Origin of the sequence: Pseudomonas inefficax (genome assembly GCF_032164165.1) — a bacterium.
In the GTDB taxonomy this organism is placed as follows: Bacteria; Pseudomonadota; Gammaproteobacteria; order Pseudomonadales; family Pseudomonadaceae; genus Aquipseudomonas; species Aquipseudomonas inefficax.
Window position 1 is genome coordinate 809,917 of sequence record NZ_CP134401.1, and the last position, 22,236, is coordinate 832,152.

General features: G+C 64.0%; 18 protein-coding genes. 4 read left to right on the forward strand and 14 right to left on the reverse strand.

The features are described from left to right. Positions 1–163 precede the first annotated feature (163 nt). The 4 genes from fliK to RIN61_RS03645 all read left to right on the forward strand — a co-directional run bounded on the left by fliK (position 164) and on the right by RIN61_RS03645 (position 7,804). Complete coding sequence (gene fliK, locus RIN61_RS03630; protein WP_313855821.1) at positions 164–1,720, forward strand: flagellar hook-length control protein FliK; 1,557 nt, start codon at positions 164–166, stop codon at positions 1,718–1,720. Continuing rightward, positions 1,717–2,061 (forward strand): EscU/YscU/HrcU family type III secretion system export apparatus switch protein, encoded by a 345-nt coding sequence (locus tag RIN61_RS03635; protein WP_112253065.1) that lies wholly within the window; start codon positions 1,717–1,719, stop codon positions 2,059–2,061. The genes fliK and RIN61_RS03635 overlap by 4 nt, the downstream gene beginning before the upstream one ends. Positions 2,062–2,192: 131 nt before the next feature. Beyond that, entirely contained in the window at positions 2,193–4,946 is a 2,754-nt protein-coding gene (locus tag RIN61_RS03640; protein WP_112253066.1) for a dermonecrotic toxin domain-containing protein, read from the forward strand. Then, the gene (locus RIN61_RS03645) at positions 4,943–7,804 is read left to right on the forward strand and encodes a dermonecrotic toxin domain-containing protein (RefSeq protein ID WP_112253067.1); all 2,862 of its coding nucleotides are present in this window, start codon (positions 4,943–4,945) and stop codon (positions 7,802–7,804) included. The genes RIN61_RS03640 and RIN61_RS03645 overlap by 4 nt, the downstream gene beginning before the upstream one ends. A gap of 56 nt (positions 7,805–7,860) precedes the next feature. On the opposite strand, the gene RIN61_RS03650 is transcribed toward RIN61_RS03645, so the two are convergent. The 14 genes from RIN61_RS03650 to flhA all read right to left on the reverse strand — a co-directional run bounded on the left by RIN61_RS03650 (position 7,861) and on the right by flhA (position 22,113). Next, the gene (locus RIN61_RS03650; protein ID WP_112253068.1) at positions 7,861–8,256 is read right to left on the reverse strand and encodes a DUF2802 domain-containing protein; all 396 of its coding nucleotides are present in this window, start codon (positions 8,254–8,256) and stop codon (positions 7,861–7,863) included. A gap of 1 nt (position 8,257) precedes the next feature. Then, entirely contained in the window at positions 8,258–8,737 is a 480-nt protein-coding gene (locus RIN61_RS03655; protein ID WP_003254393.1) for a chemotaxis protein CheW, read from the reverse strand. Positions 8,738–8,778: 41 nt separating this feature from the next. After that, positions 8,779–9,672 carry a CheW domain-containing protein gene (locus tag RIN61_RS03660; RefSeq protein WP_112253069.1) on the reverse strand — a complete coding sequence of 298 codons (894 nt, stop codon included), beginning with the start codon at positions 9,670–9,672 and terminating at the stop codon, positions 8,779–8,781. Beyond that, complete coding sequence (locus RIN61_RS03665) at positions 9,672–10,460, reverse strand: ParA family protein (protein WP_207878141.1); 789 nt, start codon at positions 10,458–10,460, stop codon at positions 9,672–9,674. The genes RIN61_RS03660 and RIN61_RS03665 overlap by 1 nt, the downstream gene beginning before the upstream one ends. A gap of 216 nt (positions 10,461–10,676) precedes the next feature. Continuing rightward, the gene (motD, locus tag RIN61_RS03670; RefSeq protein WP_112253071.1) at positions 10,677–11,534 is read right to left on the reverse strand and encodes a flagellar motor protein MotD; all 858 of its coding nucleotides are present in this window, start codon (positions 11,532–11,534) and stop codon (positions 10,677–10,679) included. A gap of 3 nt (positions 11,535–11,537) precedes the next feature. Then, positions 11,538–12,278 (reverse strand): flagellar motor protein, encoded by a 741-nt coding sequence (locus RIN61_RS03675; protein ID WP_025340068.1) that lies wholly within the window; start codon positions 12,276–12,278, stop codon positions 11,538–11,540. Continuing rightward, the gene (locus RIN61_RS03680; protein WP_112253072.1) at positions 12,278–13,417 is read right to left on the reverse strand and encodes a protein-glutamate methylesterase/protein-glutamine glutaminase; all 1,140 of its coding nucleotides are present in this window, start codon (positions 13,415–13,417) and stop codon (positions 12,278–12,280) included. The genes RIN61_RS03675 and RIN61_RS03680 overlap by 1 nt, the downstream gene beginning before the upstream one ends. Positions 13,418–13,463: 46 nt before the next feature. Continuing rightward, positions 13,464–15,698, reverse strand: coding sequence for a chemotaxis protein CheA (locus RIN61_RS03685; protein ID WP_112253073.1), 2,235 nt, complete (start codon positions 15,696–15,698; stop codon positions 13,464–13,466). A gap of 12 nt (positions 15,699–15,710) precedes the next feature. After that, a complete protein-coding gene (locus RIN61_RS03690) occupies positions 15,711–16,499 on the reverse strand; it encodes a protein phosphatase CheZ (protein WP_112253074.1) in 789 nt (262 codons plus the stop codon). 20 nt (positions 16,500–16,519) lie between these two features. After that, positions 16,520–16,894, reverse strand: coding sequence for a chemotaxis response regulator CheY (locus RIN61_RS03695; RefSeq protein WP_112253075.1), 375 nt, complete (start codon positions 16,892–16,894; stop codon positions 16,520–16,522). A gap of 103 nt (positions 16,895–16,997) precedes the next feature. Beyond that, positions 16,998–17,738 (reverse strand): RNA polymerase sigma factor FliA, encoded by a 741-nt coding sequence (gene fliA / locus RIN61_RS03700; RefSeq protein WP_215521094.1) that lies wholly within the window; start codon positions 17,736–17,738, stop codon positions 16,998–17,000. Next, positions 17,735–18,568, reverse strand: a complete 834-nt coding sequence (fleN, locus tag RIN61_RS03705) for a flagellar synthesis regulator FleN (RefSeq protein ID WP_039612698.1) — start codon at positions 18,566–18,568, stop codon at positions 17,735–17,737. Before fleN ends, fliA begins: the two co-directional genes overlap by 4 nt. Positions 18,569–18,661: 93 nt before the next feature. After that, positions 18,662–19,972 (reverse strand): flagellar biosynthesis GTPase FlhF, encoded by a 1,311-nt coding sequence (flhF, locus tag RIN61_RS03710; protein ID WP_112253076.1) that lies wholly within the window; start codon positions 19,970–19,972, stop codon positions 18,662–18,664. An 11-nt stretch (positions 19,973–19,983) separates the two neighbouring features. Further along, the gene (gene flhA / locus RIN61_RS03715; RefSeq protein ID WP_215521093.1) at positions 19,984–22,113 is read right to left on the reverse strand and encodes a flagellar biosynthesis protein FlhA; all 2,130 of its coding nucleotides are present in this window, start codon (positions 22,111–22,113) and stop codon (positions 19,984–19,986) included. Positions 22,114–22,236: the final 123 nt, after the last annotated feature.

The following is a 22,236-nucleotide window of genomic DNA, read 5'->3' on the forward strand; positions in this document are numbered from 1 at the left end:
CTGTGGGAGCGGGTTCACCCGCGAAGCAGACGACACCGCTCTGAAGCCTTGTGTCTCAAGTCGCCCCCTACGCTGCCGTTATACTGGCAACCACGGGCGGTCGGCATTATTACACGTGCCACCGCGCTGCCAAGAGGGCGGGTTCGACAGGTTGTATACAATCATGACTGAAATCAATAGTCTCGGCACACAAACCACGGTCAGCCCTCAGGCCATCAAGGCGGGCATGACCGGCGAACTGCTGCGCCTGACGCAACCGCAGCCAGGTTTGATGGCGCCCGGCGAGACCGCGCAGGCCGAGGTCATGTCGTTGCGCCAGGTGGGCCAGGACTTCCAGCTGGTGCTGCGGCTGATGCAGGCCAACGGCGCCCAGACCCAGTTGCAGGCCAGCGCCAGCCAGCCCTTGCCCCAGGGCAGCCAGGTCACGGTCAGCCAGCCTGAAAGCAACCGCCTGGCGATCATGCTGCAGCAGGCCAGCGCCAGCCAGATCGCCACCCTCACCCGCCTGGATACCAGCAAAGTGCCGGTCGGCACCCTGCTGCAGGGCAAGGTCCTGACCAACCAGGTGCTGGCCCAGGCGCCCGGCCAGCCAGCCGCCTACCGGGCGCTGGTCAGCCTGCTCAACAGTGCCCAGGCCGGTGCTACCCTGAGCGTGGACAGCCCGCGCCCGCTGGCCGTCGGCAGCCTGCTCAGCGCGCTGGTGCAGGGCGACCAGTCACTGCGTTTCGTACCGCTCAGCGGCCGCCAGGACCAGCTCAGCATTGCCCAGCAGTTGCTGACCCAGCAAAACCGCCAGGCTTCGCTGCCCGGCCTGCTCAATGCCCTGCAGCAGGTGGCCCGTGACCCGAGCGCCGATGGCGAACTGCGAGCCAGCGCCGAACGCCTGTTGGCCAGCCTGCCGGAAGCCCGGCAACTGGGTGATGCCAAGGCAGTGGCCCAAGCCCTGAACAACAGCGGCGCCTTTCTCGAAGCGAAACTGCTGGGCGGTTTCCCGGCCAGCGTCGCCACCGACCTCAAGGCGCACTTGCTGCGGCTGATCAACGTCGCACCGGCCAGCGTACCCGGGGCGCCCAACCTCTCGCCCGCCGTCCTGGCCGTTACCATGCCGGCGTTGGCCCGCAGCGCGCTGGGCATGCTCGAACGGGTCAGCCCCAAGCCGCAACCGGGCGCATTCCCGCTGCCGTCGCGCCTGCTCAAGGCCATGGAGGACGAAGGCGACCTGCAACAACTGCTGCGCCTGGCCGCCGCTGCCGTATCTCGGCTGCAAAGCCATGCCATGAGCAGCCTGCAACAAACCGGTACCCTGGAAAACGGCAACCTGCAAACCACCTGGCAAACCGAAGTGCCGATCCGTCACGGCCAGGAGTTCATCCCGTTGCAGGTCAAGCTGCAGCGCGAAGAAACGCCACAGCAGCAGGCCGACCGCCAGCAGGAATCAGCCGACCCGCTGCAAGCCCTGTGGCGTATCGAGCTGGCTTTCGACCTATCGCCCCTTGGCCCGGTGCAGGTCCAGGCACAACTGAGTCAAGGCCGCCTGGGTGGCCAGCTTTGGGCGGAACGCGAGGCGACAGCCCGGCTGATCGACAGCCAGCTCGGCAGCTTGCGCGAACGCCTGTTGGCGCGGGGCCTGGATGTGGGTGATCTGGAATGCCATCCTGGTATCCCGCCACAAGGCCCGCGTACGCGGGTAGAACAACGTTGGGTGGATGAGAACGCATGACGCACCAACCTGCACGGCAGGCGATTGCCCTGTTCTACGACGGGCAGCAAGCCCCTACCCTCACCGCCAAGGGCGACGATGCGCTGGCCGAGGCCATCCTGGCTCTGGCCCGCGAGCACGAAGTGCCGATCTACGAAAATGCCGAGCTGGTGCGTCTGCTGGCGCGCCTGGAGCTGGGGGACCAGATACCGGAGGCGCTGTACCTGACCATTGCCGAAATCATCGCCTTTGCCTGGCACCTGCGGGGCAAAGTGCCTGCGGGATTCGATGACGAACCTGCCGCCCCAGGGACAACCCCACCGCTGCTAGGAAGGCTGCTGCCCGGAGGCGAAGGCGCCTGACACCAGCCCTTGCCCTTGCGAGGGTCACGGGGTGATGAGAACGGCCAGGCCCCGCACCGACATATCTACCACCGCTTTTCCGTGCCCCTGCTCCAACCTTGCCGGCTTCATCTCAGCGCAAGGTACCCCCCATGCATTCGACTCGCATCAACGTGATGGGCACGCATTACGTTATAGACCACCTCGGCCATGTGCCTCGCCCCGATCGTGAAGCCAACCGCGCCATCCGCCAATGGCTCGCGCAGCAAGGCCAGGACCTGGACCCGGACCAGCTCGACGTCGTTACCCTCCACTACTGCCCGGACGGTGCAGGTGGCCAGCTGGCCGCGATCAGCCAGCGCACCAGCCTGACCCAGGCACTGCTGGGCAACTGGCAGGGCGAGTCGGCCAGTGACGTGTTCGGCAAGCTGCTGCAAGCACCGTGGGCCGGTGCATTACCCGCAGGCCCGCTACGGTTGGTGGAAACCCTCCCGGCACCCGGCTTCAATCACTACGGGGCCCCCTTCGAGGTATTCAACGGCCTGTTCCGGCGCACTGCCCCGCAACGCTACGACGCTTCCACCCATCTGCCGGTAAGCGCCGAAGCCTTCCAGCAGTTCATCAGCAACCTGGACTTCCAGCAGCCTTTCAAGGCGGCGCTGGATGTGTACTGGCGTGACCATCTGCACAGTCACAGGCTGGCGCTGAAGCTCAACTTCATCGCAGCCTGCAACAGACAGGTCAGCGAGGGCAGCCTCAGCGAGCCTGCACGGCAACTGGTCTGGCAAGCGGCCGGGCTGATGCCACGGCGTAACAGGCTGCGACGCAGCACGTTGAGCATCTACGGCTATGCCGCAACCGACCTGCTGTACCTGAACGACCCCGCCACCGACCTGACAGTGCTGTACGTTCCTGGCAACAGCTCACCGTTGTTGACGTTCAGTAGCGAACGAGAATTGAAGGCCTGGGTCGGCGAACAATGCAAAGACCCGACCAAACGCCAGGCCCTGAAACAGCACTTTCGCCTGGCCGATTGCCCGCAAGGCCTCGATTTCAGCGGCCTGGACACTGCCATGGAGGGGCTGGGCGTCTACCCTGAACGTCACCTGCTGCCGCCCGAACACGGCTATTTCAACGACGACGGCACCTGGCCGCCGCAGACCTATGTCAATTATCGACCTACCAAGTACAACCCAAGAATCAAGGGCGACCTTTTCCAGGCATTGGCCGAGCGCCAGCGTCAGCGCAGCTACGACGATGCCGCGTTTCTGATCACGGCTGACAGCGAAGTCATCAAGGCCAGGTGGCGTGGCTACCTGGCCACTACGCTCAACCTGCTGGCGCCACTGTGCCTGGTGGTACCCGGCCTGGGGCCGCTGCTGGCCATCGGTGGCATCGCCCAGCTTGGCCTGGGGCTCGACCAGGCAATCAACGGCAAGTCACTGCAGCAGCAGCAGGAAGGCATCGGCAACATCACCTGGGGCCTGTTCAACGCCTTGCCCCTGGCGGCAGGCGCTGCCGCAAGGGGCAAGGCACTGTTCGAATTCAAGGTCGAGGGTTTCGCGCCGCCGACGCGGCTGAATGAACAGATCGGCTACCCCCTGAGCCCGCTCTCGCCACCGCGCTTCCCCGAGCCCGAGGGCGCACGCTACTTCCATATCACCGACCCGATAGAGCCACTGGAGGACGCTGACCAGGCAGTTGCCGACGCCGTCATTCGTACGCCCCAGTACGATGGTGAGCCAGACACCCTGGCAGCGAACATCGATGGCTACAACGCCAGGGTGATCTACGACATGGAGCGGGACGTATTCATTCGGGCAGAAGACCTGAACCAGGTCGACCCTGTCGGCTTCGTGGCGGTACCCGGCAGCCGGAACCTGCGCCCCGCGCCGCAAGGGCGCGTGGTGACCCATGCGATGCGCAGTCGTACCCTGCGGGCGCTGGGAGTGGACCTGCCATTGCCGCTACAGGTGCCGGCCAGAGCGCCGGGCAGTTGGCCAATACCCAAGCACATTTCCTGCCTGTGGGTCGGTGACCAGATCATCGGCCCCGAACTGCTGGCCAACTTGGGCCAGAACGCAGCGCGGTTGCAAGGCAGCGAATACAGGATGCGGTTGTTCCTTTCCAGCACTGCCCGGCAGGCCTATGCCGAAAACCTGGAGCTGCTGGCCAGTCATGCCCCGGGTTTGCAGGTGCTGCCCTTGGAAGAGCAGGCCTTCTTCAGGGCTTTCCGCCAAAGCAGGTACTACGCGCAGTACGACGCTGCCCTGGATGGCAACGGCGGCGTTGCCCGCAACTATGCATCGGCATGCGATGTGCTGCGCTACCCGATGCTGCACCACGAAGGTGGCTTGTACATGGATGTCGATGACACCTTGCTCGCGCCAGGCGAATACTCATTGATCATCGACGGCCAACCGGTAGGTGCCGCCGGTGAACCCATCGATCAGGTCGAGTTGAGCACGGACGCCAATGGGCTGCTGCTGGTACCGCCCATGTCCAATGAAAAGATGAGCATGAACAGCCTCTACAACTCCAGCCTTATCGGCAGCCACCCCGGCAACCCTACCCTGGAGGCCATTTCCGAAGAGATGTACGCACGCTACCAGCTCAATCGCGACTTCTACGACAGCAAGCCCAGCCTGGCTGAAGACCCGGGGAGCTTCTATGAGTATGCCAGCCGCCTGAGCTACCTCACCGGCCCTGCCCTGCTCAGCGACGTGGTCGATCGGCAACTGCCGAGCCTGCGCATCCTGCGACAGCTCACCAACCTCTATGGGATGCCGCGCATCAATGCCTACCGGTTCGTCGATCTGCCACGCATGCGCGATTCGGTGCGTACGCTCCTGCCCCTGAACCGCTTCGCCACTGTCGGTGGCAACCATTCCTGGAGCCAAACATGAACCCGCGCCAACCTGTGGTCGGCGCAGCCGGCCAAGACTACGTCAAGGCAATGCTGGGTTCCGTGCCTCGCCCTGACCGCAGTGCCAGTGCAGCCATCCGCGAATGGGCCAGCCAACAGCGGCTGGATGTGGAACCTGACAACACGCTTGCGGTGACCTTGCATTGCAAATTCGTTCCCAAGCGGGGCTGGCTGGCCAAGGTCGTCCAACAAATGAACCTGACCGAAGCGCTGCTTGGCAACTGGCAGCAAAGTGGCTACTCCAAGGTTGCCGAGCAAACCGCGCAGTTGCTGCTAAGAGGCGGGACGGCCACCGTCGACCTGCTAGGTGTACTGCCGGAGCTGTCCCTGCCACACGGTCGAGCGCCCTGGGCCCAGGCCTTCAGCAATGGTCAGGTGACGATCGTCGATGAATTGCCAGGAAGCGGCCTGGACCACGACATCGATGTGCACACCGAATTCCATGGCCTTTTCCGCCAGACCGCACCCATGCGCTACGACGCCAGCACTTATGTGCAGTTCGACGCCACGACCTTCCAGTCCTTCATCTGGCAACTCGACTTCCAGGGTGTATTCAAACGCCAGCTCGATGACTTCTGGGCCCATGCCGCCAGCCAGTACAGCGTCAGCGCGTGCATCGCATTCCTCGCTGCCTGCAACCGGCAGGCATTGCGGGGCAACCTCAGCGAACAGGGACGCAGCCTGGCGTGGCGGGCGGCAGGCGCGGAACGCTGGCACCACGGCGCCAGCCTCAGTGCCAACGGGGTAGAGGCCAGGTTGCTGAACATCAATGGCTACCCATCGAGCGACATCCTCTGCCTGAGCGATACGCGCAGCCGCCTGACCTTGCTGTACATACCGGGCAATGCGGCGCCGTTGCATGAGTTCGCCACCCCGGGCGCCATGCGTGCGTGGCTTGCCAGGCAGTGCCGCGACGCCGACAAACGGGCGGCCCTGCTTGCCCACTTCAGGGCCTGCGATATTCCGGACAGGATTGGCCGGTCGGGGTTGCGTCGGGTACTTCAAGGCATGGGCGATTTCCCGCCCCGCCAGATCATCCTGCCTGCAACCAGCGTGTATCGCCTGGCCAGGGTATGGAACCCGCATACCCTGATCAACTACAAGGCAGACACCTCCAGCCCGAGCATCGAATACAACCTGTTCGAGGCATTGACGGTGGTACAACGTCAACGCAGCCAATCCGACGCCGACTTCCTGATCACGCGCGACAGTGAAGTGACCAAGGCCGCATGGCGCAGCTATTTCTACCTGACCATGAACCTGGCCACACCGTTTCTGCTGGTGGTTCCCGGACTGCTACCCCTGGCTGCCGTGGCCGGGGTGGCCCAATTTACAGTGGGCCTGGACCAGGCGCTGCACGGCAAGGATGTGAACCAACAGCTCGAAGGCGCGGAGCAGGCCGTGTTCGGCCTGCTGAACGCAGCCCCGGGGCTGGCGCGCGGGGTCAAGGCGAGCAAGGCGCTGTTCGGCCAACGCCCCATTGGCTTCATCAAACCGGTGAGGCTCAATGGCCGCATAGGCTACCCGCTGAGCCCGGTCTCGCCGCCACGCTGGCCCGGGCCTGCGATGACACCCTATTTCCAGGACCTGGCAGTAGCGGGCGATCAGGTAGCCGCCAGCTGGTCCGGCGCCGATTCACACATTGCCCGCTGCGTAACACGGCGCAGGGCATTCGGCACAGGTGACGAACTGATCGGCGATGTGGGCAATGGCCCGCACCCGCTCTACTACGACGCCCGACGGGACAGCTTCGTGCTCAAGTACCCCAACGGCACACGCGGCGCCCAGCACTATGTGGCCAGCGCCGATCCGCTGCAGCCGATCGGCCGGCTGCTGCCCGATACGGACCCATTGCGGGAAATCAGCCCGGCATCGCGCTCGCGCACGCTGCGGGCACTGGGTATCGATCTGCAGCTGCCCGTCGACCTCGATGCCCTGGGGACTGCACCAGGCATACCCGTCCCCAGGCAGGTATTTCACATCTGGCTGGGTGACAGGACGATCGCCGGTGATTACCTGGCTGCGCTCGACAACAACGTGCAGGCACTGCGCAACAGCGATTTCACGCTCAAGCTCTACCTCTCCAACGCCAACCCTCGGGCATTCGAACGCAACATGACCCTGCTGCAGGCCCGCATCGACGAGGGGTTGAAGGTTGCAGTGCTGGAGCACCAGACCTTCTATCATCAATTCGCGGCAAGTGAATACTTCGGCCAGTACCAAGCTGCGCTGGAAGGGAATGGCGGTGTGGCGAGCAACTTCTCCTCGGCCTCCGACATCTTGCGCTACCGCGTCCTGCACAGCGAAGGGGGCATCTACCTGGATATCGACGACCATCTGCTGGTCGAGCCGGACGCAACCGGGCAGCTGCGGGCAAAGATCGACAGCGTACCGCTCACCACGCCCCTCGACGGGCTGCTGTTGAGGAGCCCGGTGTGCAATGCGCAATTGGGAATGTATACCAGCTACAACACCAGCATGATTGGTAGCCGCGCTGGCAATCCGGTGCTGAACGCCATTTCCGACGAGATCCTGGCCCGCTACCGCACCCCGGAGGGCCAGGCGTTCTACGAGGCCCCCAAACCGCCGCGACAGCATGCGGCGGCATTCCAGTCCTATACCGAAAGGCTCAACACGCTGACCGGGCCTGCGGTGCTCAACCATGTGATCGACCAACGTCTACCTGAGCTCTACACCTTCAGGCAGGTGGCGGACCTGGCAAACATGCACACCCTGAACTACGACGCGCTGCTGGATGAAGCAGCACAACGGCGTGCAGAGCTGCGGTTGCTACCCCTGGAAGAGGTAGCAATGGCGGGGAACGCACAGGGTTACTGACGGCCGGACGGGCTTGCGCGGCCACTGTATCAGGGGCCGCGCAATGCTCATGGCAATCAGTTGCTGCGATGCAGCTTGCTCATCAGCTCTGCCTCGGCCTGGGTCAGGCCGCAGCTTTCGGTCAGCTCGGCCACGCTGGCGCCCATGCCCACCAGCTTGGCCGCCTGGGTGAAGGTGACGTTGTGCGGGTCGCGCTGCTCCAGCTGCTGGATCTTGTCTGGCAGCGGGGCAACCGCCACGCGCAGGTCATGCAGCGCCTCGCCCATGCGCACGGTGCCGTTCTGGTAGTCGTCCAGGCGTTTGGCGAGGTCCTTGATGCGCTGGTCACGCAGCGCATCACCCTCTGCCTGCTGCGCGGCCAGCTCGCGCTGGCGCTTGCTGTAGTTGAGGAAGAACCACAGGCTCAGCGCCCAGACCAGCGCCAGGAAGATGACAGCAACCTCTAGGATCAACTCAGATGTTCTCCAGCTCGGACCATTCTTCCTCGGTCATCATCTTGTCCAGCTCGACCAGGATCAGCAGTTCGCCATTCTTGTTGCACACGCCCTGGATGAACTTGGCCGATTCTTCGTTACCCACGTTCGGCGCGGTCTCGATCTCGGACTGGCGCAGGTACACCACCTCGGCCACGCTGTCGACGAGGATGCCGACCACTTGCTTGTCGGCCTCGATGATGACGATACGGGTGTTGTCGGTGACTTCGGTCGGCATCAGGCCAAAGCGCTGGCGGGTGTCGATCACGGTCACCACGTTGCCGCGCAGGTTGATGATGCCCAGCACGTAGCTTGGCGCACCCGGCACCGGGGCGATCTCGGTGTAGCGCAACACTTCCTGCACCTGCATCACATTGATGCCGTAGGACTCATTGTCCAGACGGAAGGTAACCCACTGCAGGATCGGATCTTCGGAACCTTGTGCAGACGACTTTTTCATTCCCCTACCCTCAAAATCCGCCATCGGCGGTGTGTTCGGTGTCATTTCTGTTTGGCGTGCATCTGCTTGACCGCGCCACTGGCGATCAGCTCGGCCAGTGCTGCGACGTCGAGCAGTGCACACATGTGTTCAATCACCGTGCCGGCCAGCCACGGGCGCTGGCCACGCTGGCTGCGCCACTTGATCTCGGACGGGTCCAGGCGCAGCGAGCGGCTGACCTGGTGCACGGCCAGCCCCCATTCGTAGCCCTGCACGGAAATCACGTATTGCAGGCCCTGGCGAAAATCATCGCGGTAGCGGTCTGGCATCACCCAACGCGCGGTGTCCAGCACCTTCAGGTTGCCGGCCTGGCAGGTCAGGATGCCGAGGAACCAGTCGGGCTGGCCGAACAGCGGTGTCAGTTCCTGGCCGGCCAGGGTATAGATAGAGCCCAGGCACACCAGTGGCACCGCCAGGGTCAGGCCGGCCACATCGAACAGTAGGCATTCGAACGGCTCGGCGGCCCAGGCCGGGCGGCCATCGACCGTGGCCGGGGGCACAGGCGCTTGCGGCCCCGGCAGGTGCACATCCACCAGCGGCACTGCCGGTTCCACGGTTTGTTCTTCGACCAGCACCGGAATGCTGGCCTCGGCCACCACTTCGCGCTCTACCACCGTCACCACCGGCGCTTCTACCGGCATCACGCGGGGCAGCACCGCCAGCCTGGGCTCGGCGAACGGCCGTGGTGCGGGGCTGACGGTTGCTTCGACCGATGCCGGCCTGGCTTGCTGCAAGGCATCACGCGCCTGCTCTTCGCGCACCGCTTCGGCGAACTCATCCGCCGCTGCCGGCGCCTCGAACAGGTCTTCGGCTTCGGTGGCCTCCTGCAACAGGCCATCAAGGTACGACTGCAGGGCCATCTGTGGCCGGTTGCTGGTTTGCCGGGTCTGGGTCATCAGGCCACCTGCGCCGCAGTCTTGTAGGTCAGCAGGTGCTTGAGCAGCGCGCGATAGGCAATCAGCCCGCGGCTCTTGCTGTCGAATTGCGAGGGCGTGACGCCCTTGCGGCTGGCATCACGCAGGCGCGTATCCACCGGGATGTAGCCCTGCCACACCTGCTGGTCGTAGGTGTCACGCAGCAGCTTGAGGGTGGCCAGCGAGGCCTGGGTGCGGCGGTCGAACAGGGTCGGCACGATCTGATAGGGCAGCGCCTGCTTGCGCGAGCGGTTGACCATGGCCAGGGTACCGACCATGCGCTCCAGGCCCTTGACTGCGAGAAATTCGGTTTGCACCGGGATCACCAGCTGCTGGCTGGCCGCCAGGGCATTGACCATCAGCACGCCGAGCAAGGGTGGGCTGTCGATCAGGGCATAGTCGAAATCCTGCCACAGCTGCGCCAGACTCTTGGCGATCACCAGGCCCAGGCCGTTCTGCCCCGGTGACTGACGCTCCAGCACCGCCAGTGCGGTACTCGATGGCAGCAGCGAGATGCGTTCGTCGCTGGTAGGCAGCAGCAGTTGCCCGGGCAGGCCCTCGGGTACCACGCCCTTGTGCAGGAACAGGTCGTAGCAGCTGTGCTCCAGGGCATCGGGGTTATGCCCGAAATAGCTGGTCATCGAGCCGTGCGGGTCGAGGTCGACAACGACCACGCGCTTGCCGGCCTCGGCCAGCAGGCCGGCCAGAGCGATGGTAGTGGTGGTCTTGCCGACGCCACCTTTTTGATTGGCTACTGCCCAGACTCTCATCAAGCAAACTCTATCTATTGATTTGGCAGGGACACTGCGGGGGCAACTGTCTTGCTCAACATCGGAAAGCTGGCGCGATCAGTGTAGGAGCGGGTTTACCCGCGAACACCGGCGCAGCCGGTGCCATGCACCGTGTCACCTTCTTCGCGGGTGAACCCGCTCCCACAGAGGACCGCGCTACATTCAACTACTTGGCAGCGTCGGGGAATTGACGAATCACTGCCCCGCCACCGTTGCTGGCGTTGCCGGTGCACTTTGTGTGCCAGCCCGGCGCAATGCAGCATCCGGCGTGGCATTGGCACTGCCCGAGCCAGTCAGGCTGCGGCGTACTTCGAGGTTGCGCGAAATCACCAGCACCACGCGGCGATTGCGCGCACGGCCTTCGGCAGTGTCGTTGCTCGCCACCGGTTGGTATTCGCCGTAGCCGACCGAAGCCATGCGTGCCGGGTTGACCCCTTCCATCGCCAGCAGGCGCACGATGCTTGCCGCCCGCGCCGAAGACAGCTCCCAGTTGGTCGGGTACTGTGCCGTGCGGATCGGCAGGTTGTCGGTAAAGCCTTCGACGTGCACCGGGTTGGCGAACGGTTTGAGAATGCCGGCCACCTTCTCGATGATCGCAAATGCCTGGTCGCTGGGCATGGCATCGCCGCTGCCGAACAGCAACGAGGAGTTGAGCTCGATCTCGATCCACAGCTCATTGCCGCGCACAGTCATCTGGTCGCTTTTGATCAGGTCGCCGAAGGCATCGCGCACGTCGTCGCTGATGGTTTTCAGCGGGTCGATACTGGTCGCCCCCAGGCCTGCATCAGTCTGCTCGCTGTCCTTCACCAACGGCTCGGCCGGGCGCACGCTCAGCGGCCGCTCTTCACCGATGGGGATAGGCTTCATGCTGCGCTCGGGGTCGTTGAATACCCCGAGCAAGGCCTGGGAAATGACCTTGTACTTGCCCTCGTTGATCGAGGAAATCGAGTACATCACCACGAAAAAGGCGAACAGCAAGGTGATGAAGTCAGCGTACGACACCAGCCAGCGTTCGTGGTTTTCATGTTCCTCGGTATGACGACGGCGACGCATGGGTTACTCCATGAAGCCTTGCAGCTTCAGCTCGATCGAGCGCGGGTTCTCACCCTCGGCAATCGACAGCAGGCCCTCAAGCAGCATCTCGCGGTAGCGCGACTGGCGCATGACGATGGCCTTGAGCTTGTTGGCGACCGGCAGCAGCACCAGGTTGGCACTGGCTACGCCGTAGATGGTCGCGACGAAGGCCACGGCAATGCCATTGCCCAGCTGCGAGGGGTCGGCCAGGTTGCCCATCACGTGGATCAGGCCCATCACCGCACCGATGATGCCGATGGTCGGCGCGTAGCCGCCCATGCTCTCGAACACCTTGGCAGCCTGGATGTCACGGCTTTCCTGGGTCAGGAAATCGACTTCGAGGATGCTGCGGATGGCCTCCGGCTCGGCACCATCCACCAGCAGCTGCAGGCCCTTGCGCGCATAAGGGTCAGGCTCGCTGTCGGCCACCCCTTCCAGGCCCAGCAGGCCTTCCTTGCGCGCGGTCAGGCTCCAGTTGACGACGCGGTCGATCCCGCCCGCCAGGTCGACCCGTGGCGGAAACAGGATCCAGCGCAGAATCTGCAAGGCGCGCTTGAACGACGACAGTGGCGACTGCAGCAAGGCCGCCGCCAGTGTGCCGCCCAGCACGATCAGCGCCGCCGGGCCATTGATCAGGGCGCCGACATGGCCGCCTTCGAGGAAGTTGCCACCGACGATGGCGACAAAGGCGAGGATCAGGCCGATCAGGCTGAGCACGTCCATCAGACGCACGCCTCCACCAGGTGCTTGCCGATCTCGTCCAGGCTGTACACTGCGTCGGCCAGGTTGGCCTTGACGATGGCCATGGGCATGCCATAGATCACGCAGCTGGCTTCATCCTGCGCCCACACCGTGCTGCCGCCCTGCTTGAGCAGGCGCGCACCTTCACGGCCATCGGCGCCCATGCCGGTAAGCACCACCGACAGCACCTTGTCGCCATACGACTTGGCCGCCGAGCCGAAGGTGATGTCCACGCATGGCTTGTAGTTCAGGCGCTCGTCACCAGGCAGGATCTTCACCGTGCCACGGCCATCGATCATCATCTGCTTGCCACCTGGGGCCAACAGGGCCAGGCCCGGGCGCAGCATGTCGCCGTCCTCGGCTTCCTTGACGCTGATGCGGCACAGCTTGTCCAGGCGTTCGGCAAAGGCCTTGGTGAACGCTGCCGGCATGTGCTGGATCAGCACGATCGGCGCCGGGAAGTTGGCCGGCAGCTGGGTCAGCACCCGCTGCAGGGCGACCGGGCCGCCCGTGGAGGTGCCGATGGCCACCAGCTTGTATGGCTTGCGCTTGGGTGCCGGCGAGTGCGCTGGCGCCACGGCCGGGGCCGCTGCACGGGCAGGCGCAGGCGTGCGCGCCGCTGCCGGGCTGGCGAAGCTGCTGGCAGCTGCGTGACCGGCGCCTGCTGGCGCGGGTGCAGGTGCGGCAACCGGCGCATGGCTGGCGTAGCTGCCAAAACGGCGATTGCTGCGGGAAATGGTATGCACCTTCTCGCACAGCAGCTGCTTGACCTTGTCGGGGTTTCGCGAAATGTCCTCGAAGTTCTTCGGCAGGTAATCCACCGCACCGGCATCCAGCGCATCGAGGGTGACACGGGCGCCCTCGTGGGTCAGCGACGAGAACATCAACACCGGCGTCGGGCAGCGCTGCATGATGTGCCGCACCGCGGTGATGCCGTCCATCATGGGCATTTCGTAGTCCATGGTGATGACATCGGGCTTCAATGCCAGCGCCTGGTCGATTGCTTCCTTGCCGTTGGTCGCGGTACCTACTACCTGGATCGTCGGGTCCGCCGAGAGGATTTCCGAGACGCGGCGGCGGAAGAAACCGGAATCATCCACCACCAGGACCTTGACTGCCATAAACACTCCATTAGGCGGCGCAACCCGCCAGGGTGCGCCACCGAAATCAAATACGCCGCGCGGCGTAACGCTTGAGCATGCTCGGGACGTCGAGAATCAACGCAATGCGACCGTCGCCAGTGATGGTGGCCCCGGACATGCCCGGTGTGCCCTGCAGCATCTTGCCCAGCGGCTTGATTACCACTTCTTCCTGGCCAACCAGTTGATCGACGACAAAGCCGATGCGCTGGGTGCCAACCGACAGGATCACCACGTGGCCCTCGTGCTGCTCTTCGTGCACCTGGCCCTGGACCAGCCAGCGCTTGAGGTAGAACAGCGGCAGCGCCTTGTCGCGCACGATCACCACTTCCTGGCCGTCGACCACGTTTGTGCGCGACAGGTCGAGGTGGAAGATCTCGTTGACGTTGACCAGCGGGAAGGCGAACGCCTGGTTGCCCAGCATCACCATCAGGGTGGGCATGATCGCCAGGGTCAGCGGCACCTTGATGACGATCTTCGAGCCCTGGCCCTTGGCCGAGAAGATATTGATCGAGCCATTGAGCTGGGAGATCTTGGTCTTCACCACGTCCATGCCCACACCGCGGCCGGACACGTCGGAAATCTCGGTCTTGGTCGAGAAGCCGGGGGCGAAGATCAGGTTGTAGCAGTCCGACTCGCTCAGGCGCTCGGCGGCGTCCTTGTCCATCAGGCCCTTTTCCACGGCCTTGGCGCGCAGGATGTTGGGGTCCATGCCCTTGCCGTCATCAGAGATCGACAGCAGGATGTGGTCGCCTTCCTGCTCGGCAGACAGCACCACGCGGCCGGTGCGCGCCTTGCCGGCGGCTTCACGCTCCTCGGGCATTTCCACGCCATGGTCGACTGCGTTGCGCACCAGGTGCACCAATGGGTCGGCCAGGGCTTCGACCAGGTTCTTGTCGAGGTCGGTCTCTTCGCCGACCAGCTCCAGGTTGATTTCTTTCTTGAGCTGGCGGGCCAGGTCGCGCACCAGGCGCGGGAAGCGGCCGAAGACTTTCTTGATCGGCTGCATGCGGGTTTTCATCACCGCGGTCTGCAGGTCTGCGGTGACCACGTCGAGGTTGGACACGGCCTTGGACATGGCCTCGTCGCCACTGTTCAGGCCCAGGCGCACCAGGCGGTTACGCACCAGTACCAGCTCGCCGACCATGTTCATGATCTCGTCCAGGCGCGCGGTATCGACCCGCACGGTGGTCTCCGCTTCGCTGGCGCCATGCTTTTCAGCGGTCGGGGCCGGGGCGCGGGGTGCTGCGGCAGGTTTGCTGGCAGGGGCCGGTGCCGGCGCCGGAGCAGCTGCTGGCTTGGCCACGGGCTGGCTGTCGGCCTTGGCCGCGACCGGCGCTTGCACCTTGGCTGCAGCCGGGGCTTCGACGGCGGCAACGTCGCCACCGAACTTGCCCTTGCCGTGCAACTGATCCAGCAGCGCCTCGAACTCGTGCTCGCTGATTTCGTCGCCGGCTGCGCTGCTATCGGTTGCGGCAGGCGTCGGCGCCTTGGCGCCGGGCAAGGCATCGGCCTGGAAGGTACCCTTGCCATGCAACTGGTCCAGCAGCGATTCGAATTCGGCGTCGGTAATTTCGTCGCTGGCCGCTTCCGGCGCACTGGCAACCGGCTGCGCGGCAACCTCGGCGCTGAACTGGCCTTTGCCGTGCAACTGGTCGAGCAGCGACTCGAACTCGGCGTCGGTGATTTCGTCACCTTCAGCGCTGACGGTCTCGCCCTGCATCTGCTCGTCGACCGCAGCTTGTGCCTTGACCGCATCGAGCGAATCGAGCAGCTGTTCGAACTCGCTGTCGGTGATGTCCTGCTCCTCGGCCGGAGCTTCGGCAACCGGCACCGGTGCCGCAGGGGCCGGCGCGGCAACGGCTTCGGCGCCCCCCGGCTCGGCCAGGCGCGACAGTGCCGCCAGCAGCTCGGGAGTAGCCGGGGTCACTTCGCTGCGCTCACGCACCTGGCCAAACATGCTGTTGACCGTATCCAGTGCCTCGAGCACCACATCCATCAGTTCCGCGTCGACCCGGCGCTCACCTTTGCGCAGGATGTCGAACACGTTCTCGGCGATATGGCAGCACTCCACCAGCTCGTTCAGCTGAAGGAAGCCGGCGCCCCCTTTTACAGTGTGGAAACCGCGAAAGATCGCATTGAGCAGGTCGGCATCGTCGGGCCGGCTTTCCAGCTCGACCAGTTGCTCGGACAGTTGCTCAAGAATTTCGCCGGCTTCTACCAGGAAATCCTGGAGGATTTCTTCATCGGCGCCGAAGCTCATCAAAGGTGCTCCTTAAAAACCCAGGCTGGACAGCAGATCATCGACATCGTCCTGACCGGACACGACGTCTTCACGCTTATCGGCATGAATCTGCGGACCTTCACCCCGAGTCGGATGTTTTTCTAGATCTTTTTCTGCGCGCAATTGATCGTGGTCATGCTGGATGCCCGCAAAGCGGTCCACCTGGCTGGCCATGAGCACCAGTTTGAGCAGGTTGCTTTCCACCTCGGTGACCAAGGTGGTGACGCGCTTGATCACCTGGCCGGTCAGGTCCTGATAGTCCTGGGCCAGCAGAATGTCGTTGAGGTGGCCGGCGACCTTGCGGTTACCTTCGGCGCTGTGCGTCAGGAAACTGTCGACGCGCTTGACCAGGTCGCGGAACTCCGGCGCAGCCACTTCGCGGCGCATGAAGCGCTGCCAGTCGGTGCTCAGGGCCGCGGCCTCGCTGGCCAGCTCGTTGAGCACCGGGGTGCTTTCCTCGACCAGGTCCATGGTGCGGTTGGCCGCGCCCTCGGTAAGCCTGACCACATACGACAGGCGCTCGGTGGCGTCGGTTATCTGCGAGACCTCCTCGGCCTGCGGCATGGTCGGGTCGATCTGGAAACTGACGATGGCACTGTGCAGCTCGCGGGTCAGCTTGCCGACTTCCTGGTACAGGCCGCGGTCGCGGGTCTGGTTCAGCTCGTGAATCAGCTGCACCGCCTCGCCGAAACGGCCCCGCTCCAGGCTTTCGACCAGCTCCTGGGCATGCTTCTTCAGGGTCGATTCGAACTCGCCCAAAGACGTTTGTGATGAATCCATGGCGCGCCCCCTGACGTGACTCAGCCGTTGACGCGTTCGAAGATCTTCTCGATCTTTTCTTTGAGCACCTGGGCGGTGAACGGCTTGACCACGTAGCCATTGACGCCGGCCTGGGCCGCTTCGATGATCTGGTCGCGCTTGGCTTCGGCGGTCACCATCAGCACCGGCATGGCTTTCAGGCGATCGTGGGCACGCACCTTGCGCAGCAGGTCGATACCGGACATGCCCGGCATGTTCCAGTCGGTCACCAGGAAGTCGAAGTGGCCGTTCTCCAGCATCGGCAGCGCCGTAGTGCCGTCATCGGCTTCTTCGGTGTTGGTGAAGCCCAGGTCACGCAACAGGTTCTTGATGATCCGCCGCATCGTCGAAAAGTCGTCAACGATGAGGATTTTCATGTCTTTGTTCAAGTAGACCTCCAAGCAGTCTCAAACGCGCTCGGCCCCGAGCGCGCATTTACAATTCGGTACAACGTAGAAAACGACTGCAACGACAGCAGGCTCAACGCGCCCGCCATTCCCCCAGGCGGCTGCGCAGGCGCGCGGCACACTGGCTGTGCAATTGGCTGACCCGCGACTCGCTGACCCCTAGCACCTCACCGATTTCCTTGAGGTTCAGCTCTTCGTCGTAGTACAGCGCCAGCACCAGGCGCTCACGCTCCGGCAGGTTGGCGATGGCCTCGGTCAGGGCAATCTGGAAGCGCTCGTCTTCCAGGCCACGCGCAGGTTCTACCTGGCCACTGGCGCCATCCTCATGCAGCCCTTCGTGCTCGCCGTCCTGCAACAGGTCGTCGAAGCTGAACAGGCGGCTGCCCAGGGTGTCGTTCAAGATCCCGTAGTAATCATCGAGACTCAATTGGAGTTCGGCAGCAACTTCATGATCTTTAGCGTCACGGCCGGTTCTGGCTTCAACCGCACGCATCGCGTCACTGACCATGCGGGTGTTGCGGTGCACCGAACGCGGCGCCCAGTCGCCCTTGCGCACTTCATCGAGCATGGCCCCGCGAATGCGGATGCCGGCGTAGGTTTCAAAGCTCGCGCCCTTGCTGGCGTCATACTTGTTGGCCACTTCCAGCAGGCCGATCATGCCGGCCTGGATCAGGTCCTCGACCTGCACGTTGGCTGGCAGCCGCGCCAGCAGGTGGTAGGCGATGCGCTTGACCAGCGGGGCGTAGCGCTCGATCAGCTCGCACTGGGCGTCTTTCGACGCCCGGCTGTACATCTTGAAACCACTGGCGTTCATAACACAGGTCCCGCGCTGGTAGGTTGCACCAGACGCTCGACAAAGAACTCCAGGTGGCCGCGCGGGTTGGCCGGCAGCGGCCAGCTGTCGACCTTCTGGGCAATCGCCTTGAAGGCCAGCGCGCACTTGGAGCGTGGGAAGGCTTCGTACACGGCACGCTGCTTCTGTACCGCCTTGCGCACGCACTCGTCATACGGCACGGCGCCCACGTACTGCAAGGCAACGTCGAGGAAGCGGTCGGTGACCTTGGTCAGCTTGGCGAACAGGTTGCGGCCTTCCTGTGGGCTCTGCGCCATGTTGGCCAGCACGCGGAAACGGTTCATGCCGTAGTCGCGGTTGAGCAGCTTGATCAGGGCGTAGGCGTCGGTGATCGAGGTGGGTTCGTCGCATACCACCAGCAGCACTTCCTGGGCAGCGCGGACAAAGCTGACCACCGAATCACCGATACCGGCCGCAGTGTCGATCACCAGCACGTCGAGGTTGTCGCCGACTTCGCTGAACGCCTGGATCAGCCCGGCATGCTGGGCCGGGGCCAGGTGCACCATGCTCTGCGTGCCCGAGGCAGCCGGCACGATGCGCACACCACCGGGGCCCTGCAGCATCACGTCGCGCAGCTCGCAGCGCCCCTCGATGACATCGGCCAGGGTCCGCTTGGGGGTAAGGCCCAGCAGCACGTCGACATTGGCCAGGCCCAGGTCGGCGTCCAGCAGCATGACCCTGCGGCCAAGCTCGGCCAGCGCCAGGGACAGGTTCACTGAAACGTTAGTCTTGCCGACGCCACCTTTGCCACCGGTCACGGCGATCACCTGTACGGGATGCATGCTACCCATGTCTGTTCTTTACCTTGTCTCGCTGGGACTCAGGCCACACGTAGGGCAATTCTGCGTACCCCTTGGCATAGCTACCTTGCACACGCTTCATCATCAACCCGCTCGCCGTGGGTTGTGATAGAGATCAGCGAACATGTCGGCCATGGCCTCTTCGCTGGGCTCGTCCTGCTGCTGCACATTGACCGCGCGGGAGACCAACTGGTGCCCCCGAGGCAGGTGCAGGTCGTCAGGAATGCGCGGCCCATCGGTCAGGTAGGCCACCGGCAGTTCATGACTGATGGCAAGGCTCAGCACGTCGCCAAGGCTTGCCGTTTCATCGAGTTTGGTCAGGATGCAACCGGCCAGGCCGCAGCGCTTGTAGCTGTGGTAGGCGGCAGTCAGCACCTGCTTCTGGCTGGTAGTGGCCAGCACCAGGTAGTTCTTCGCGGCAATGCCACGCCCGGCCAGGGTGTCCAGCTGCATGCGCAGGGCCGGGTCGCTGGCCTGCAGGCCGGCGGTATCGATCAGCACCACGCGCTTGCGCAGCAGCGGCTCCAGCGCCGCAGCCAGCGACTGGCCCGGGTCGACGTAGGTCACCGGCACGTTGAGGATGCGGCCCAGGGTCTTGAGCTGCTCCTGGGCGCCGATGCGGAAGCTGTCCATGCTCACCAGTGCCAGGTTCTGCGCGCCGTACTTGAGCACGTAGCGGGCGGCCAGCTTGGCCAGGGTGGTGGTCTTGCCCATGCCGGCCGGGCCGACCATGGCGATCACACCCCCCTCTTCGATTGGCTCGACCTCAGGGATTTCGATCATCCGCGCCAGGTGCGCCAGCAACATGCGCCAGGCCTGGCGTGGCTCGTCGATCTCGGCAGTCAGGTCCAGCAGCTCACGGGCGATCGGCCCGGACAGGCCGATGCGCTGCAGCCGGCGCCAGACGGTGGCCTGCTGCGGCTTGCTGCCCTGCAGCTGATTCCAGGCCAGCGAGCCGAGCTGCACTTCCAGCAGCTCGCGCAGGCCCGACAGCTCGGAGCGCATGGCATCGAACAGACGCGGGTCGACCGGTGCCGATGCGGGGGCTGCAGCGGCGGCCTCGGGCGCATCGACGTGCGGTTCGATCAACGGCTCGGCGGCGGTCAGCGACTGCCCGGCGAACAATTGGCGGTTGTTGTCGCTGCTGTCCGGGCGGGGATCCAGCTCGGCGCGGGCAGTGGCGATGCGCGTATGGGTCTTGCGCAGCTCTTCTTCCAGCTCGGCGTTAGGCACACGCGGGGCCAAGGCGGACAGTTTGTAGTCCAGCGCAGCCGTCAGCTCGACACCGCCGGCGATGCGGCGGTTGCCGATGATGGCGGCATCGGCGCCCAGCTCATCACGGACCAGCTTCATGGCCTGACGCATATCGGCGGCGAAAAATCGCTTAACTTGCATTATCCCCTACCTCAGCCGTTAGGGCCCACGGTGGCAACGATGGTGACTTGCTTGTTGTCAGGTATTTCCTGATACGCCAGAACATGCAAATTCGGTACAGCCAGGCGACCGAAACGCGACAGCATGGCGCGGATCGGGCCGGCGACCAGAAGGATGGCCGGCTGGCCCTGCATTTCCTGGCGCTGGGCCGCCTCGATCAACGAACGCTGCAGCTTCTCGGCCATGCTCGGCTCCAGAAGAACACCGTCTTCCTGACCTTGCCCGGCCCTCTGCAGACTATTGAGCAAAATCTGTTCCAATCTTGGCTCCAGGGTAATCACTGGCAGCTCCGACTCAATGCCGACAATGCTTTGCACGATGGCGCGACACAATCCGACGCGCACCGCCGCCACCAGCGCGGCGGTATCTTGACTCTTGCCGGCGTTGTTCGCGATCGCCTCGGCGATACTGCGAATATCGCGCACCGGCACCTGCTCCGACAACAGCGCTTGCAGCACCTTGAGCAGACCCGACAATGAAATGACACCTGGCACAAGCTCTTCTGCAAGTTTAGGCGATGCCTTGGCTAGCACCTGCAGTAGTTGCTGGACCTCTTCATGGCCAATCAGCTCGTGGCAGTGCTTCTGCAGAATCTGGTTCAGGTGGGTGGCCACCACGGTGCTGGCGTCGACCACGGTGTAGCCCAGCGACTGTGCCTGGGAACGCTGGCCAACATCAATCCACACGGCCTCCAGGCCGAACGCCGGGTCGCGCGCGGCAATGCCGTTGAGGGTGCCAAACACCTGGCCCGGGTTGATTGCCAGTTCGCGGTCCGGATAGATCTCGGCCTCCGCCAGGATCACCCCCATCAAGGTCAGGCGATAGGCGCTGGGCTGCAGGTCGAGGTTGTCGCGGATGTGCACGGTGGGCATGAGGAAGCCCAGATCTTGCGACAGTTTCTTGCGCACGCCCTTGATCCGCGCCAGCAACTGGCCGCCCTGGTTGCGATCGACCAGCGGGATCAGCCGGTAGCCGACCTCCAGGCCAATCATGTCGATCGGCGTGACGTCGTCCCAGCCCAGTTCCTTGGTTTCCAGCGCGCGCTGTGGCGAGGGCAGCAGGTCCTGCTGGCGCTGCGCCTCCTGCAGCGCTTGCGCCTTGGCCTTCTGCTGCTTTTTCCATACCAGGTAGGCGCCACCACAGGCCAGCAGGCCAAGGCTGAGGAAGGCCACGTGCGGCATGCCCGGCACCAGGCCCATGACGATCATGAGCGCGCCGGACACCGCCAGGGCCTTGGGCGAATCGAACATCTGCCGGTTGATCAGCTTGCCCATGTCCTCGGAGCCCGAGGCGCGGGTAACCATGATCGCGGCAGCGGTGGACAGCAGCAGTGATGGCAATTGCGCCACCAAACCGTCACCGATGGTCAGCAAAGCGTACACCTTGCCGGCATCGCCAAAGCTCATGCCGTGCTGCAGCATGCCGATCAGCATGCCGCCGATCAGGTTGATGAACAGGATCAGCAGGCCGGCGATGGCGTCACCGCGAACGAACTTGCTGGCACCGTCCATCGAACCGTAGAACTCGGCTTCCTGCGCCACTTCGGCGCGGCGGTGCTTGGCCTGGGCCTGGTCGATCAGGCCGGCGTTGAGGTCGGCGTCGATGGCCATCTGCTTGCCGGGCATGGCGTCGAGGGTGAAACGCGCGCTCACTTCCGAGATACGCCCGGCGCCCTTGGTCACTACCACGAAGTTGATGATCATGAGGATGGCGAACACCACGGCACCGACCACGTAGTTACCGCCGATCACCACCTCGCCGAAGGCCTGGATCACCTTGCCGGCTGCGCCGTGGCCCTCCTGGCCATGCAGCATCACAACCCGGGTGGAGGCAACGTTCAGGGCCAGGCGCAACAGCGTGGCCACCAGCAGGATGGTGGGGAACGCGGCGAAGTCGAGCGGGCGCAGCGCATAGACGCAGACCAGCAGGACCACGATCGACAGGGCAATGTTGAAGGTGAAGAACACGTCGAGCAGGAACGGCGGTATCGGCAACATCATCATTGCCAACATCACCAGCAGCAACAGCGGCACACCCAGGTTGCCCCGACCGAGCCCGGCCAGGTTGTTACGGGCGTTGCTGATTAACTGAGTGCGATCCACCGCGAGTCCTCTTGATGCAAAACTTTGACGCACAGGGGGCGCCTGGCGCTGGCTTTGCAAGAAGCCTTCCAACTTTGCTCGACGGGGGATTTATCTTGCCTGTTCCGGCCTCTTCGCGGGTGA

What these genes read in the sequence shown, in the direction of transcription:
- fleN (WP_039612698.1), bottom strand. Translation starts at nt 18,568, where the DNA reads ATGGGTAGCATGCATCCCGTACAGGTGATCGCCGTGACCGGTGGCAAA.
- motD (WP_112253071.1), bottom strand. Translation starts at nt 11,534, where the DNA reads ATGCGTCGCCGTCGTCATACCGAGGAACATGAAAACCACGAACGCTGG.
- flhF (WP_112253076.1), bottom strand. Translation starts at nt 19,972, where the DNA reads ATGCAAGTTAAGCGATTTTTCGCCGCCGATATGCGTCAGGCCATGAAG.
- RIN61_RS03655 (WP_003254393.1), bottom strand. Translation starts at nt 8,737, where the DNA reads ATGAAAAAGTCGTCTGCACAAGGTTCCGAAGATCCGATCCTGCAGTGG.
- RIN61_RS03640 (WP_112253066.1), top strand. Translation starts at nt 2,193, where the DNA reads ATGCATTCGACTCGCATCAACGTGATGGGCACGCATTACGTTATAGAC.
- RIN61_RS03645 (WP_112253067.1), top strand. Translation starts at nt 4,943, where the DNA reads ATGAACCCGCGCCAACCTGTGGTCGGCGCAGCCGGCCAAGACTACGTC.
- fliK (WP_313855821.1), top strand. Translation starts at nt 164, where the DNA reads ATGACTGAAATCAATAGTCTCGGCACACAAACCACGGTCAGCCCTCAG.
- fliA (WP_215521094.1), bottom strand. Translation starts at nt 17,738, where the DNA reads ATGAACGCCAGTGGTTTCAAGATGTACAGCCGGGCGTCGAAAGACGCC.
- RIN61_RS03675 (WP_025340068.1), bottom strand. Translation starts at nt 12,278, where the DNA reads ATGGACGTGCTCAGCCTGATCGGCCTGATCCTCGCCTTTGTCGCCATC.
- RIN61_RS03690 (WP_112253074.1), bottom strand. Translation starts at nt 16,499, where the DNA reads ATGGATTCATCACAAACGTCTTTGGGCGAGTTCGAATCGACCCTGAAG.
- RIN61_RS03685 (WP_112253073.1), bottom strand. Translation starts at nt 15,698, where the DNA reads ATGAGCTTCGGCGCCGATGAAGAAATCCTCCAGGATTTCCTGGTAGAA.
- RIN61_RS03680 (WP_112253072.1), bottom strand. Translation starts at nt 13,417, where the DNA reads ATGGCAGTCAAGGTCCTGGTGGTGGATGATTCCGGTTTCTTCCGCCGC.
- RIN61_RS03665 (WP_207878141.1), bottom strand. Translation starts at nt 10,460, where the DNA reads ATGAGAGTCTGGGCAGTAGCCAATCAAAAAGGTGGCGTCGGCAAGACC.
- RIN61_RS03695 (WP_112253075.1), bottom strand. Translation starts at nt 16,894, where the DNA reads ATGAAAATCCTCATCGTTGACGACTTTTCGACGATGCGGCGGATCATC.
- RIN61_RS03635 (WP_112253065.1), top strand. Translation starts at nt 1,717, where the DNA reads ATGACGCACCAACCTGCACGGCAGGCGATTGCCCTGTTCTACGACGGG.
- RIN61_RS03660 (WP_112253069.1), bottom strand. Translation starts at nt 9,672, where the DNA reads ATGACCCAGACCCGGCAAACCAGCAACCGGCCACAGATGGCCCTGCAG.